The sequence below is a fragment of the Mycoplasmoides pneumoniae FH genome, assembly GCF_001272835.1.
Taxonomy (GTDB): Bacteria; Bacillota_I; Bacilli_A; order Mycoplasmatales; family Mycoplasmoidaceae; genus Mycoplasmoides; species Mycoplasmoides pneumoniae.
This window is the reverse complement of the sequence record NZ_CP010546.1, coordinates 414,304-428,563: the sequence shown is the minus strand read 5'-3', so window position 1 is coordinate 428,563 and position 14,260 is coordinate 414,304. Positions and strand designations below refer to the sequence as shown.

At 39.7% G+C, this 14,260-nt stretch carries 12 protein-coding genes and 3 tRNA genes; 9 read left to right on the top strand and 6 right to left on the bottom strand.

What is annotated here, in order from left to right:
- Positions 1-32: 32 nt before the first annotated feature.
- The 4 genes from F539_RS02030 to F539_RS02015 form a co-directional block, all read right to left on the bottom strand.
- A complete protein-coding gene (locus F539_RS02030) occupies positions 33-809 on the bottom strand; it encodes an MPN359 family protein (protein WP_014325484.1) in 777 nt (258 codons plus the stop codon).
- A 7-nt stretch (positions 810-816) separates the two neighbouring features.
- Positions 817-890, bottom strand: a tRNA-Trp gene (locus tag F539_RS02025).
- Between the two features lie 73 nt (positions 891-963).
- Positions 964-1,038: transfer RNA gene (locus F539_RS02020), tRNA-Arg, on the bottom strand.
- Positions 1,039-2,643: a hypothetical protein gene (locus F539_RS02015; protein WP_014325483.1), complete on the bottom strand. Its 1,605-nt coding sequence runs from the start codon at positions 2,641-2,643 to the stop codon at positions 1,039-1,041.
- A gap of 30 nt (positions 2,644-2,673) precedes the next feature.
- Between F539_RS02015 and F539_RS02010 the strand changes: the two genes are divergently transcribed.
- The 9 genes from F539_RS02010 to plsY all read left to right on the top strand — a co-directional run bounded on the left by F539_RS02010 (position 2,674) and on the right by plsY (position 12,930).
- Positions 2,674-2,747 (top strand) — tRNA-Gly (locus F539_RS02010).
- Between the two features lie 63 nt (positions 2,748-2,810).
- Complete coding sequence (ligA, locus tag F539_RS02005; protein ID WP_014574957.1) at positions 2,811-4,787, top strand: NAD-dependent DNA ligase LigA; 1,977 nt, start codon at positions 2,811-2,813, stop codon at positions 4,785-4,787.
- Positions 4,768-6,081, top strand: coding sequence for a cysteine--tRNA ligase (gene cysS / locus F539_RS02000; protein WP_014325481.1), 1,314 nt, complete (start codon positions 4,768-4,770; stop codon positions 6,079-6,081). The genes ligA and cysS overlap by 20 nt, the downstream gene beginning before the upstream one ends.
- Before the next feature lie 2 nt (positions 6,082-6,083).
- The gene (rlmB, locus tag F539_RS01995; protein WP_014325480.1) at positions 6,084-6,812 is read left to right on the top strand and encodes a 23S rRNA (guanosine(2251)-2'-O)-methyltransferase RlmB; all 729 of its coding nucleotides are present in this window, start codon (positions 6,084-6,086) and stop codon (positions 6,810-6,812) included.
- Between the two features lie 21 nt (positions 6,813-6,833).
- A complete protein-coding gene (gene glyS / locus F539_RS01990) occupies positions 6,834-8,183 on the top strand; it encodes a glycine--tRNA ligase (RefSeq protein WP_010874710.1) in 1,350 nt (449 codons plus the stop codon).
- Positions 8,167-10,029, top strand: a complete 1,863-nt coding sequence (gene dnaG / locus F539_RS01985; RefSeq protein ID WP_014325479.1) for a DNA primase — start codon at positions 8,167-8,169, stop codon at positions 10,027-10,029. Before glyS ends, dnaG begins: the two co-directional genes overlap by 17 nt.
- 52 nt (positions 10,030-10,081) lie before the next feature.
- On the top strand, positions 10,082-11,581 hold the full coding sequence (locus F539_RS01980) for an RNA polymerase sigma factor (RefSeq protein ID WP_010874708.1): 1,500 nt from the start codon (positions 10,082-10,084) through the stop codon (positions 11,579-11,581).
- Entirely contained in the window at positions 11,565-12,224 is a 660-nt protein-coding gene (locus F539_RS01975) for a tRNA (adenine(22)-N(1))-methyltransferase TrmK (protein WP_014574955.1), read from the top strand. The genes F539_RS01980 and F539_RS01975 overlap by 17 nt, the downstream gene beginning before the upstream one ends.
- The gene (gene plsY / locus F539_RS01970) at positions 12,211-12,930 is read left to right on the top strand and encodes a glycerol-3-phosphate 1-O-acyltransferase PlsY (protein ID WP_010874706.1); all 720 of its coding nucleotides are present in this window, start codon (positions 12,211-12,213) and stop codon (positions 12,928-12,930) included. Before F539_RS01975 ends, plsY begins: the two co-directional genes overlap by 14 nt.
- Here plsY and F539_RS01965 read toward each other — a convergent pair.
- Together F539_RS01965 and F539_RS01960 are read right to left on the bottom strand one after the other, a co-directional pair.
- Complete coding sequence (locus tag F539_RS01965; RefSeq protein ID WP_010874705.1) at positions 12,922-13,767, bottom strand: TIGR00282 family metallophosphoesterase; 846 nt, start codon at positions 13,765-13,767, stop codon at positions 12,922-12,924. The two genes, plsY and F539_RS01965, sit on opposite strands and share 9 nt — an antisense overlap.
- Positions 13,757-14,251 (bottom strand): 5-formyltetrahydrofolate cyclo-ligase, encoded by a 495-nt coding sequence (locus F539_RS01960; protein WP_010874704.1) that lies wholly within the window; start codon positions 14,249-14,251, stop codon positions 13,757-13,759. Before F539_RS01960 ends, F539_RS01965 begins: the two co-directional genes overlap by 11 nt.
- Positions 14,252-14,260 lie beyond the last annotated feature (9 nt).

Below are 14,260 nucleotides of genomic sequence, written 5' to 3'. Positions count from 1 at the left end.
GCAACGGCTTAGATTATATATTTATTGCTTTTTTAGGTCAAGATAAACTGCTTAATCTTGATAATTTTTTGCTGTTTATGTTCCACATACCGCTTTAAGTTAGCAAATGCCGTTGAAGGGCTGTTTTGGTTAGCACCCATACTGAGCTTTTGCTGATAGTACATGCGGTTAACATACATCCTTTCGTGTGGAATTGGATTCGTTTGTAGCGTAATTTTATCGCGTTTAAGTTTGGCCTCACTGTAAAAGTGGACAAAGTCACGGTTGGTGTCCTTGGTATTGTCAAAGCTCACTAGTTTACCCTCAAAATTGACATTATCAGCAAAGTCAAAGATAAACACACCACTAGTCAAACCGTTGTACTTATCAAAGATAGCAAAGGCATAGTTACTAGTAAAGCGCTTAATCATCGCTACTCACCACAACATTAGCCAGATGTTCACAATCGGTAATGAGGAGAAGGCACAGATTACCAAAAAAGAACGGCTTTTACTGCTGATCTTAAAGTATTCGCGAAAAGCGCGATTAAGGTTAATGAAGATAATGTTGGCTAAAAGTGAAGTGACAAAGGGAATAAACAAGGTAAATATTAACGCCCGGTAGTGTTGACCAAATCCCTTTGTGCTAAACCAAGTTGCAATAAAAAGAAAACAGAGAACGTTACTAAAGCATATCAGTGCAATCAGTAAACCAAACACAGTGCGCATGCGCTCTATGTAAGAGGAAAATTCGAAGTACTCGCTGTCAATCGAATTAACCTTTTTGGCAAACCGTTCGATGTATTCTTTAAAGCTGTAACTGTAATGCATCACTAGGTGGCGGGGGTGGAAGGAATCGAACCCACACAGACAGTTTTGGAGACTGTTGTTCTGCCACTAAACTACACCCCCTTAGCGGTTAATCATTTTAATTTAATTTATATACACAAAAGACCTAGTAGTTAACTAGGTCTCTGTGATAATTTGGCCTTCCCTAGAGGAATCGAACCTCCATTTACTGATTAGGACTCAGTCGTGTTATCCATTACACCAAGGGAAGTTAGTTGAGGTACTTCAACGCTGCTTCTAGTTTAATTTGTTTGAACTTCTTGTTAACTAATACTAAAAAGAAGATCCGCTCGCCCAAAGTGAGGTAAAACACCTTGTTTTCCGCCTGCTGAGTTTGTCAAAAGTTAATTTTCTCTTCTATAAAATCGCTAAACTTTTGCTGTGAAAACCAGTTCAATGCCACTAGTTGCGCACGTTTGTCTGAATCAATGTTTTCTAAGGTAACTTGAGTGTAAGTTTCAGGAATATAAGCGTGAGTGTTGAACAATTCTGGTTTAAAGAGCAGGCTGTTGTCCTTATGGTTCTTTAAACTACGGTTAAAAAAGGCGGTGAGGTTAACTGATGCATAATCTTCCTTTTGCTTGTTCGTTAAACTTAAATAGTCGTTAAATGACCACAAGACATTGTTAAATTCAAAGTCAGTCGCAATTACTAAGGCTCACAAGGCCAAATAGTCAAACCACAACGTTTGGGGTTGGTGAAACTCCTTTAAGTTTTGTTTTATACGAAACAAAAAGTTGACAATTTGCCGCGGAGTCTTTAACAAGGCGAAGAAGTCCTCTAAGTAAAACATGTCAGCATCCAGGGCCAACTCTTCAAACAAGAGGTTGTACTTACTAATTTGTGCCAACGGACTAATTTGACTCTTTAAATCAAGGTACAGACTACTTTGTTTAAGGTTAATGTCGGGTTCCACCTTGTTTTTAATTAACAACATGTTGCTCTCTTTACAACCGACTAACACAAAGCAGTTCGTTTGCTTCAAGAGCAACAGTAGGTTCATCGCTTGGGTTATGTATTCCTTTTCCTCAAAGTCAAAGCCATAAAAGAAGCACACCCCGGTATTTTTCAGTTGGTACCGCCCGGTTTGATTTTGTTCACTGTTAGCCAAACAGAAGTACTTGTTAATTAACCGAGAGAGAATTTGGTGGAGCTGTTGTAAGCTCTTTTTTTGACGAATTGAAAATAACGATGAGACTAAAAAGATTAACGATGAGACTAAACCCAGCGCAATTGCAAACACCGAAAAGATTACTAAAAAGACAAACGCACCATGACCAGCGTTTTCCAAAATTGCTTTTTGCTGGGAAATGGTAATCGAAAAGATGGGTGTACCTAAGGTAGTACCCACGGTAACGAGTGTCGTTAAAATCGGTCACTGCTCCTTAATGAAGCTCAAGATGCCACGTTCATTGACAAACTGAAAGATCTTGCTTACCTTCTTTTTTAACCATAGTTGGCGCAAAAGCAAAAAGGGCACTAGTAACCATAACAACCATTTTTGCTGGGGTTTGTTTAACTGCTTTCAGCTCAAGGAACGCGCTAACACTGCCAATAACTTATTAGCTATGTTGACAAAGTTACCCTTAGCTAAAGTATTGGGTGGATTTTTCTTGTTTCGCTTAACAAAAGCGGGGAGAAAGTTAATAGTAAGGTCTTGGACAAAGGTAGGTTGGAAATAATTGTCCAAACGGATTAAAAAGTTAATTTTTTCATCCTCACCTTCACCGGAAAACCAAATTATTTGTGGTTTGTCTTGGTTGTTGAGCTGATTAAAAATATAGCGCAACGTTTCTATTTGGTTTTGCGTTTCCATTAGCTTTAATATACTAAAATTATGAGCTGCGCAGATATAGTTCAATGGCAGAACATAACCTTGCCAAGGTTAAGATGCGGGTTCGATTCCCGTTATCTGCTCCATATTAAATTTTCCTAAAAGCACCTGGTTGGCATTGTAAGCTAATCAGGGCTTTTTATTAATTTATGGCAAAGGTCGCACAAATTCGAGCAATAGTTGAACAGTTAAAACGCTATGATTACCATTACTATGTTTTGGACGATCCGCTGGTCAGTGACTTTGAATACGACCAGTTATACAAACAGCTGCAAGCGTTGGAGCAAGCCCATCCTGAGTTAATCCAACCCGATTCACCAACCCAACGTGTTGGGGGAATTGTAGTGGAAGCATTTAATAAGTTTCCTCACCAAAATCCAATGCTTTCCCTAGACAATGCCTTCGACACAGCAACAATTGCTAGTTTTATTGCCAACATTAACAACTTAACTGGAGTGCAAAACCGCTTTGTGGTGGAACCCAAAATTGATGGTGTAAGCATCTCTTTAACTTACGAAAACGGATTGTTAACTCGGGCTTTAACCCGCGGTGATGGACTTGTGGGTGAGGATGTTTTGAGTAATGTTAAAACGATTAAGAGCATTCCCCTAACGATTCCTTTTCACAAACAGGTGGAAATCCGCGGTGAGATCTTTGTCGATAAAAAAACATTTGCGCAAATTAACGAGAATTTAGCAAAACCGTTTGCCAATGCCCGCAATTTAGCAGCAGGTACACTACGGAACCTCAACAGTGAGGTGAGTGCCAAGCGCAAACTTAAGGCCTTCTTTTACTTTGTTCCCAACGCCTTAACTTTGGGTTGTAGGAGTCAAAGTGCCGTGTTAGCACAGTTAAAGCAGTGAAACTTTCCAGTGTCCAAAGCGGTGGCTAGCTTTGATCGACCCGAAGCATTAATTGAGTACCTCGATCAGTTTGACCAAACACGTGATCAGTTGAACTTCCAAGTCGATGGCCTAGTGGTTAAACTAGATAACTTTCACTTTTACGACCAGTTAGGGTTTACTAGTAAGTTTCCCCGTTGGGCGTTGGCGTACAAGTTTAAACCGAAGTTTGTCCAAACCAAACTGCGTGGTGTCTTGGTAACAGTGGGACGCACTGGCAAGATTAACTATACCGCGCAGTTAGATCCAGTTAACTTAGAGGGGACAGTAGTATCAGCAGCCACACTGCATAACTTTGACTACATTAAGGAGAAGGACATTCGTTTAAACGATACAGTGATAATTTACAAAGCGGGGGAAATTATCCCTAAGGTATTGGAGGTGTGTTTACCGTTAAGAACAGCAGCGAATCAACCGATTCCCGAACAAACCCACTGTCCGGCATGTCAAGCCCCGTTAGTGCAGTATAAGGATGAGGTAGATCAGTACTGTACCAATGAACGTTGTGACCAGCGTAACCTTGAAGCGATTAATTACTTTGTGTCCAAAACGGCTATGGACATCCAGGGGCTAAGTATCCAGACCATTAGTAAGCTGTATGAAAATAACTTAGTGCGCAGCGTCGTTGATTTATACCACTTAAAGGAGCACAAAGCCGCGGTGTTAGCCTTGGAACTTAAAATTGGTGAAGTGCTGTTCAATAAACTAATCAGCAGCATCGAACAGTCCAAAACCAAGGGGATGGCACGCTTGTTAACTGGGCTTGGCATTAAACATGTGGGGCAAGTGTTAGCCAAAAGCTTAACGAAGCACTTTGAAAACATCGATGCCTTACAATCCGCCAGTATGGAAACACTGTTAGAACTCCCTGATGTGGGACCGACTGTGGCAGAATCGTTGTTTAACTGGTTTCACAATGACAATAACTTACAGCTGTTAGCTGCACTTAAAGCAGTTGGAGTGCAAATGGATGCTTTAAAGAGCAACACTAACTTTGACACCGCGAGCATTTACTTTCAAAAGAGTTTTGTTATTACTGGCAGCTTTCCAATTAGTCGCGATACCATTAAAAACTTGCTCGCCAATAAGTATGATTGTCGTTTTACAAATAACGTCACTAGTAAAGTTGATTTTGTGTTAGCTGGCATTAAGGCTACACCTCGTAAACTTGAACAAGCTAAAGCCCTCAATATTCCCATTATTAATGAACCAATTTGAACCTAAATTTACCCTCATTGACACGGTGAGCAATCAGAGCGTGGTATTAGAACAAAAGCAAATTAACATTTATCTGTGTGGACCGACTGTTTACAATGATTTGCACCTAGGCAATACCCGTCCCTTAATTGTGTTTGATGTGCTACAAAGGGTGTTGCAAGCAGCGCAGTACAAGGTGCAGTTTGTCCAAAACATCACTGATATTGACGACAAGATTATCAAGATCGCGCAGCAACAGGAAATTAGTGAAGCGCAGTTGTGCAAACAGCAAATCACCGCTTACAAAAGCTTGTTGAAAAAGCTCAACATTTTGCCGATTAAACACCTCCAAGTCACCGATAAAATTGACAAAATGCCCGGTTACATTGCCCGGTTAGTCCAAATGGGCTTTGCTTACGTTTCGCCTTTGGGCAACACGTACTTTAGTGTAAGCCAATTACCCCAGTATGGTATTTTAGCCAACCGTGTTGTGGAAACAATTGAGGATGAAGCTACTGACAAACGCAATAAACTGGACTTTGTTTTGTGAAAACAAACGACCGCTGGGGTAAAGTGAAACAGTCCGTGAGGTTGGGGTCGGCCGGGTTGACACGTGGAGTGTGCCTTTTTAATTGATTACAGCTTTAAAGACCAGTTGACAATTCATGGTGGTGGGGTGGATTTGAAGTTTCCCCATCATGAAAACGAAAACGCAATGCATATGGCACTGTATGACAAACCATTAACGCAGCATTGGATGCACATTGGCCACTTAATGTTTGAAAACCAAAAGATGTCCAAGTCACTGCAAAACTTTCTTTTAGCAGTTGACTTTTTGACAATCCATGACTTTCGCATTTTGCGCTGATTGTTCTATCAAAAACACTATTACCACCCGTTGGATTTAAGCCAATCTTTAATAGAGCAAGCTTGCAGTGATATTAAAAGGATCCAAAAGGCAGTCAATGTGTGCCGCACTTGGTTTGTGTATTCTGAACAATCCGCCATTCCCGCGCCCAAACAGTTTGAACCGGTGTTTAAGGCACTTCTCAATAACCTCAACTTTGCTAATGCCATTACCCACATTTGGAAGTTAGTCAAACAAATTAACCATGATGTAAGCAAGCAAAACTTGAGCGGTTTAAAGGAACATTTAAGCCATTTGGAGTGAGCTTTAAACATCTTGGGCATTGGCTTTAAGTCGATCCACACTAAGCTCAATGTACAGTTAATTAAAAAGTGAGCTAGTTTGCGCAAAAATGGTCAGTTAGACAAGGCTGATGAAGTGCGCCAAAAGCTAATTAAAAAAGGTTTGTTATAGTAATGAAGCGGATGCAAGAAACCAGTTTTTTATTTGGTAGTAAGGCCTTTTTGGAAGCGTTAGATAACCAACTGCAAATTAAAAAGGTCAATTTATCTGATAAGCACCAAAAGCTGTTGGGCTTAATTAAGAAACGGGGATTGCGGTATGAAATGCACTCCAGCCAGTGGTTTCACCAGCAGTTTCGCCACATTAACCACCAGGAATTTGTTTGTGTAATCAACCCTAACCAAATGCTCAAAACAATTGAGCAGTTAATCCAAATTACAGACAGCAAGTCCACCAGTACCCTGGTAATGCTCGATGAGATCCAAGATCTGCATAACTTTGGCGCCATCTTGCGCACCTGTATGGCAGCTGAAGTGGATGGGATTATCTTTAAAAAGCATAACCAGGCGCCCATTAACAGTACCGTTATTAGAACCAGTATGGGAACTGTCTTTTACCAGAACTTAGTGCAGGTTACTAACCTCAGTTATGCCATTACTACCCTGCAAAAACACGGCTTTTGAACGGTCGCTACAACATTAGATGAGCGCTTAAAGCCAAAAGATTACCGCCAAGTAGACTTTGACAAGCGCATTTTACTGGTAGGTAATGAAGATAAGGGCTTAAATGCACTACTGTTAAAAAACGCTGATTTAAAGGTCAAAATTCCGATGAATCCCAAGCTCAACTCACTCAATGTTAGTGTTGCCGTGGGGATTATCTTGTTTGGATGAAAAAGCTAATTTTTAAGATTAATTAACACTATGGCTCAAGTATATTCCCAAGAAGTGTATGTGCAATACCTCAAGCGCTATGGCTTTGTCTTTCAAAGTAGTGAGCTTTACAATGGACTTGCCAACAGCTGGGACTTCGGTCCGTTGGGTGCCGTTTTAAAGCAACAAATTAAAACGGCACTGTACAACTTCTTCATTAAAAATAAGCGGGATGTATTGTTGATTGACACGCCAATTATTCTCAACGAACAGATCTGAAAAGCTAGTGGCCATTTAGCCAATTTCACTGATGCTCTTGTGGATTGTAAGAGCTGTAAGTTGCGTTTTCGTGTTGATCATTTGGATGAACAAATTAAAAGCGCCACCCAGTGAAACCCAAAGCAGGTCAACTGTCCTAACTGTAAGGCCAATAATTGGTCAGAAGTACGCGATTTTAACCTCTTGTTCCAAACTGAAATTGGCGTTGTCAACAGCGAAAAACGCCTGGTTTACCTTCGTCCGGAAACAGCTCAGGGCATCTTCATTAACTTTAAACAGCTGTTACAACTCAAAAAGCGTCCTTTACCGTTTGGCGTAGCCCAGTTTGGTAAGAGCTTTCGCAATGAAGTGACCCCGGGAAACTTTTTGTTTCGCGTTCGTGAATTTGAACAGTTTGAAATGGAGTGGTTCTGCAATCCTCAAGCCAGTTTAAGCGTTTTTGAAAGCCAACAACAAGCAATTGCTCACTTTTTGTTTAAGGTACTGCAATTAAACCCAGCATTGGTTAAACAATACGAGTATGACAAGAATGAATTAGCACACTATGCCAATAAAACAGTGGATTTTTTATTCCAGTTTCCCCATGGCTTGAGGGAATTGTGGGGTTTAGCTGATCGTGGTACCTTTGATTTAGAACAACACCAAAAGTACGCCAAAAAGCCCTTAGACTTCTTTGATGGAGAGAATAACGAACACTTTATTCCAGCTGTAGTGGAGCCTTCGGTGGGAATTGAGCGCTTGTTTTATGCCTTGATTGTTAGCAGCTATCAACAAGAGCAGTTGGAAGGGGAAATGCGCGAAGTGTTACGTTTACCCTTTCACTTATGTCCAGAACAAATTGTAGTGCTGCCCTTAGTCAATAAACTCAAAGAAACAGCACAAACATTATTTGAAGCGCTGAGTCAAACCCACTGACGGATTGGCTTTGAAAGCGCCGGTAGTATTGGCAAACGGTACCGTAAAGCTGATGCCATTGGCACTAAGTTTGCCATTACCTTTGACTTTGAAAGTTTAGAAGACCAAGCTGTTACCATCAGAGAACGGGATTCACTCAAGCAAGTGCGTGTCCCAATCAAGGAGCTCAAGGCTTGGTTTGCCCAACACGATGACCAGTCCCACTAGCCTAGATCAGCTCAAACAGCAAATCAAAATAGCTCCCATAGTGGAGCACTATGCCATTAAGCTAAAAAAGAAGGGGAAGGACTTTGTGGCACTCTGTCCCTTTCATGCTGACCAAAACCCCTCGATGACGGTGTCAGTTGCAAAGAACATCTTTAAGTGTTTCTCGTGTCAGGTGGGCGGTAATGGGATTGCTTTTATCCAAAAAATTGATCAGGTAGATTGAAAAACGGCGCTCAATAAGGCACTTAGTATTCTCAATCTTGACTCACAATACGCTGTTAACTTTCACCTTAAGGAAGTTGACCCAAAGTTAAAGCGCTATTGGGATCTACACAGTGCCCTAGTCGATTACTATCAAACCCGGTTAAAGCTAGAGCCCAAAGAGCAGGGTTTGACTTACTTAACTGAAACACGAAAGTTAAGTCCTCAAGTAATTGAACGCTTTCAGTTGGGTTTAGCGTTTACTTTAGAAGACCAGTATTTTCTACCCAGTCTCTTAAACTATCCCTGAATTAGCCCGGCAATTGAAAAGGCAGAGCTCTGTTTTGCTACTGAAAAATTCCCAGAAGCTTTAGGATTTTTTAACCAACAAACGCATTATGCAACCTTTAAGAGCCGGATTATGATTCCGATCCATGACCTTAAGGGTAATCCAGTAGGTTTTTCAGGGCGTGCACTGCAAAAAACGGAAAAGATTAAATACAAAAACAGTGCAGAACACCAGTGGTTTAAGAAGAGTGAATTGTTATTTAACTTCCACCGGATTGATAAAAACACACTAAAGCTGTATTTAGTTGAGGGTTACTTCGATGTCTTTGCCCTTACTAGCGCTGGGATTGGTGATGTAGTGGGCTTAATGGGTTTAGCCTTGAGTGAAAGCCACATTATTGCCTTTCAACAGCAACTAAAAGCGCTAGAAACAGTGGTCTTGGCACTCGATAATGATACAGCGGGTCACGATGCTACTTTTAAGCTATTACAAGAGTTAAACGCACACGGCATTATTGTGGAAGTGGTCGATTGAAACCAAGCCGCTTACAAAGACTGGGATGAGTTGTTTTTAGCTGAAGGTAGTGATGCGGTTAAAGCTAAGACTCACAGGGTTTTAAACCTCGTGGAATACTTAGTGGCTTACTTTAAAACCAAGGGCTTTGATGAGCGGATTACCGTCAATAAAGTTATCGACATTATTGCACAAAACCAGAAAGTAACAGCTGACACTAGCTTTAGCCGCTTTTTGTGTCAGAAATTACAGCAATTGTTGCAATACAGTGATGTGGAAACACTGTTCACACAATTACAGCAGCAAAAGCTCAAAGTAAAAGTTAATAAAACTACAACTTTTACCCAAAGAGCCCCGATTTACGAATCAGTGGTTGGTGTGGTTGATAATAGTTTTAGAAATGAATCGCAGCCGGTTGCCATTACCAAGGAGTTTTTAGTCGAAAACAACTGAAAGGAGACCAAGGAACGTGTATTTCATGCTGAAATCTTCGCTTACGTACTGTTAGATAAGCAGTTTTTAGTCGAATTAAAGCAATCTGATTTAGATGAATTGTTTGCTTCATTGCAAACACCGTTGTTTGATGTTGCCCTTTTTATTGATAAAGCGCGGCTTTATTGAGCTAAGGTGCAAGAGCCTGATTGGGCTGTGTTTAACAGTATTTTAGGGGAACAACAAGCAATGTTTCCAACAACTTTTTTAGCGCAAATTAAGGAGTTCTTTTTAAACAAATCACTCTCATATGACCCTGAGGATTATGAGGAAGATTTACAGTTTTTTCGGCAACTAATTGTGAAACAAAAAGAGCTTTTAAAATATTTTAAAAGCATGGTTGAGCACTAAATAATGTACAATTCCACTTGGCGTGCGTGTATACGCGTGCGCACTAGACTGAATGTCATCGCCAAAGAAAAATTTCAAAAAACCTCAGCCTAAAACTGAAAATCAAAAACAAGCACTTAACGAAGAGCGCATTGCTGAACTTAAAAAGAGTCGTATCCTCGGTAAAAACCGTCCGTTTAAAAAGATGATTTACGTTGACACTAAGGCACAACGTAAACAAAAACACGAAAACGTAGCCTTTTTAAAAACGCTTCAAGAAAACAAGGAGAGTGATGTACCAAAGAAGCGTCGCGGTCGAAAGCCAAAACACGCACCTTTAAAGGAAAAGAACAACCTTAAGCTGTTTGATATTTTAGAAGGCTCTCTAAAGAGTCATACCGAAAATGATGATACTAACAAGGTAATTAGCCTGTTGGTGGAGGTGTGGGAGAAAAAGAACAAAAAGAAAGACAATAACTCGCTTTCCAACAAGGACATTGTTAATGTTTTGTCCAAGTTTGAACTCCCAGATGATGAAATTATCTTTGTTTTGGATGAACTGCGTGACAAGGGAATTGAACTACCACATGATGTGGAAGAGCACATCCATGAGTTCCGTGCTAACCAAGACTTGTCGATCATTGACGAGGACATTGAAGAATTAACCACCAAAAACATCTCTAATCGTGATAAGGTTGATGACAACGTACGTTTCTTTCTAGGTTCGCTCGATTCTTCCAAGATGTTGGACTTTGAGTCTGAGCAGCGAATTGCCAAAGTTTTAAACAGTACTGATGAAGAATCACGCAAGTATGCCATTAATCAACTGGTAACCTCTAACCTTAGGTTAGTGGTCTCCATTGCTAAAAAACACTTGGAAAGAGGATTGGATTTTAATGACCTTATCCAGGAAGGTAACCTAGGACTTTTAAAGGCCATTTCCAAGTTTAACTGGTCATTGGGTAATAAGTTTTCCACTTATGCTACTTGGTGGATTAAACAAGCGATTACTCGTGCTATTGCTGATCAAGCACGTACGGTTCGGATTCCCGTACACATGGTGGAAACTATTAACCGTTTAGCTAAAGCTGAACGTGCCTTAAACCAAGAATTAGGACGCGAACCCACCGCGGAAGAGTTAGCGGAAAAAATGGGTGGTCAAGCTGAAGGGTTTACAGTTAAAAAGATTGCTGAAATTAAACGTTTAAGCTTAGATCCTGTTTCTTTAGATAAAACAGTGGGCCACGATGAAGAATCGCAGTTCGGTGACTTTGTGCGTGATACTGATGCCCAAATGCCCGATGAGTTTACCGAAAGCCGTTCTAATTACGAAAAGATTGATGAGTTGTTAAACAACTGTTTGTCCGAACAGGAAGAATTAATTGTGCGGATGCGCATTGGTATGCCACCTTACAACGAAACCAAAACACTCGATGAGGTAAGTCAAAAGATTAAGATTCCCCGCGAAAAGATTCGGCAAATAGAAACCAAAGCCATTCGCAAACTGCGTCAAGCAGTGCGTAATAACCACATGAGCCTTTCCTTCATGAGGGGAAATGAAAAGAAGGATTAGCACAATTGCTAATTTAGTCTTACAGCAAAAACCCAAAGCCTTTTATGACATTGGTTGTGGCCATGGCTATTTAGCACGTGAACTAGTTCAACAAAACCCTAGTTTAGTGGGCGTTAACAGTGATATTAGTGCTAATGCATTAGGTGCTGCTAAAGGGTTGTTAAAAGATCACACTAACATGCACTTTATTACCAGTGACGGGTTTGACCTGTTACCTAACTTAAACTTAGATCCTGCTGTTGGTGTTATTGCTGGTTTAGGTGGGTTGAAAATTATGCAAATACTAGCACAGCACAATAACTTTTTAAAGCACTTTGTACTCCAACCGCAGTCCAACATCATTGAATTGCGCCGCTTTTTAAGTGCTAATCAATGAACTATTACCACTGAAACACTAGTTGAAGAACGTGGTTTTATTTACTTAGTTTTAGCTGTGGATAAAACAAAGGCGCAAACCCAGTATTTAACTGAAGAACAAATGATCTTGGGTCCGCATTTGGTTAACTTTACTGATAAACAAATGTTAGTGAAATACTACAACGGCTTGCTAAAAAACTTTACAGCACGGTTAAATCCAAGCCAGTTTGATAGTCAAGTAATCCATGTATTAAATAAAATTATTAAAGCATATGAACGCAGCTAGCGCCATCGCTCTACTTATTGTCTTTAGCCTTGTTATTGGCTATTTAATGGGTTCAGTGATGTTTGCTGATGTTTTTGGCAAGATCTTAAACAAAGATGTCAGGAAATTGGGCTCCAAGAATCCGGGGGCTACTAACTCAATCCGTGTTTTTGGTTTGAAAATAGGCTTCTTAGTTGGTTTATGTGATGCTTTAAAGGGGTTTTTGGCGTTTGTTTTCAGCTTTTTAATCTTTAGCTTTTGGTTACAACAATACCTTAATGTAAACCAGTATCAAAAGGTTTATTACCTCACTTATTTAAGTTGTTTTGCAGCTACCATTGGTCATATTTTTCCACTGTACTTTAAGTTTAAAGGTGGTAAAGCCATCGCTACTACAGGCGGTTCTTTGCTGGCAATTTCGCTGTGGTGATTTGTTATTTGCTTAGTTTTGTGATTGCTAGTTACTTTAATAACCAAGTACGTTTCTTTAGCTAGCTTAGTTACCTTCTTTATTTTAGCGATCATTATCCTAGTGCCTTGGTTAGATTACCTTTACTTTTTTAAGCCTAATCCAATAAACGCGATCTCTTACCAAAATGATTGGTACATTATTCTCTTCTTTGTATTGTGGTATTGACCACTAACAATTGCGGTGTTTTGATTGCACCGCAAAAACATTCACCGTTTATTGAATAAAACAGAAAATAAGGTAACCCAGTTAAATTAGGTTAAAGTAGTCTTGTTTTAAGTATCTAGGATCGTCCTCCACAATCCTAATCGCCTCTGTTTTAATCACCTTTTTTGTATTTACATCAACCTCAAAGAAGACACCATTGAGTTGTGCTCCGCATTTAGATACCTCAAAGTGTTCTCTGCTACCAGCACAAAAGAGTCTGATCGACTGTTCGGGGTTAGCACCAATAACACTACCAAATCCCGGACCACACATCCCGACATCGGTAATGTAAGCACTACCTTTGGGGGTGATTCTTAAATCAGCACTAGGCACGTGGGTGTGGGTGCCGAAAATGGTTGTGACATAACCATCAAAAGCCATGCAAAAGGCGTTTTTTTCACTGGTGGTTTCAGCGTGAAAATCAACTATATGAAGATCACAATCGCGCTTTAAAATTAGTTCTTTTAAAACTTTAAAGGGATTAGTTGTTTTAAAGGGTAAGGGCACACTAGTACCCAGTAAATTAGTTATCCTAATCTTTGCTTTATTAAATTCAAATACAAGACTACCTTGCCCTAAGTTATGAAAAGCAAAACTGGTGTCTAAGTTTAAAGGACGCACTAAGTCCTTTTTATTAATTACAACAGCTAAATCTAGCTTCTGAAACCAGGTATGATTACCCATAGTAATGTAATTAACGCCTGCCTCTTTTAGAAACTCATAGTGCTTTAAACTAAGTCCTTTACCGTGAGTCGTATTTTCGGCATTAACAATGACTAAATCAGCTTGATACTTTGATTTGAGTTGGGCTAGATTATTCTTAATAATATTACGTCCGGCCTTGCCATAGACGTCACCTAGGAAAATGAATTTAATGCTATTCATCATTAATAATTAAGTCTAGTTGTACATCCCAAGGATCGGCTAAAAAATCACCTTTTTGGAAACTGTACGCTATTCCTATTTTAGGTTGTTGTCTAGTTAATTGCATTAAATAACGGTCATAATAGCCCTTGCCAAAGCCTAGACGGTAATTGTCTTTATTAAAGCCTACCAATGGTATTAGGAAGCAGTCTATTTGATTAGGTTCGAATGTATTTGTCTCCTGATCAATAAAGATAATTTCGGTATCACTTATTACCTTGGGGTAAACAGCTCTTATTTGGTTAATCTTTAAAAACTCAAAGAAGAAGTCAACAAAAGTAACCTCATTTTTAATGGGTTCATAAAGTGCAATTGTTTTAATGCATGGCTTAGGAGTTAAAAAAGCAACTAATTTTTGATTAATCTTTTGATCTAAGTGACTTTTTTCAATGGTACTTAATGCCATTCTTTTTTGCAGAATTTGTTTTCTTAAGGCATTTTTGTCCATATAACTTTT